Annotated in this window: 1 protein-coding gene; it reads right to left on the bottom strand. The window is 73.0% G+C overall.

Annotated elements, in window-relative coordinates:
- Window positions 1-113: 113 nt before the first annotated feature.
- Window positions 114-574, bottom strand: a 461-nt coding sequence (locus FV222_RS28660; protein WP_281406952.1) for a DNA translocase FtsK, incomplete at its 5' end; no start/stop codon positions are given.

The raw sequence follows: 574 nt of genomic DNA, 5'->3' as shown, positions 1-574 counted from the left end.
GGGACGCCCGCTCGGGGCGCCGGGCTCCGGGCGCGTCGTCGGGCGCCGTTAGAGCGGCACCCTGTGGCGAAGATGCGACGCCGGCCCGGTTTCGGGCCGACGCCGCGTGCCGGCTACTCGTCGTCGTACATGCTGGCGGCGTGGGGGGCGCCCTCGACCAGGATCTCGCGTTTTCCCGCGTGGTTGGCCTGGCCGACGATGCCCTCGATCTCCATCCGCTCCATGATCGAGGCGGCGCGGTTGTAGCCGATCTGCAGGCGGCGCTGGATGTAGCTGGTCGAGGCCTTGCGGTCCCGCAGCACCACCTGGATCGCCTGCTCGTAGAGGTCGCCGGCCTCGCCGCCCGACGCCGCCACGAAGGCGCCGACGTCGAACACCGGAAGGTCGGCCTCCTCCACCTCGGCTTCGACCGCCTCGGCCTTGCCCCTGCCCTTGCCCTTGGGCGCATCCTCCGACCCGTCGTCGGCGGTGACCGCCTCGAGGTAGGCCGGCCGACCCTGGCGCTTGAGGTGGGCGACCACGCTCTCGACCTCCGAGTCCGAGCAGAACGGCCCGTGCACCCGCGTCGTGCGGC

This window comes from Methylobacterium sp. WL103 (assembly GCF_008039885.1).
Lineage (GTDB): Bacteria > Pseudomonadota > Alphaproteobacteria > Rhizobiales > Beijerinckiaceae > Methylobacterium > Methylobacterium cerastii.
This window is presented reverse-complemented; position numbering and strand designations above follow the sequence as displayed.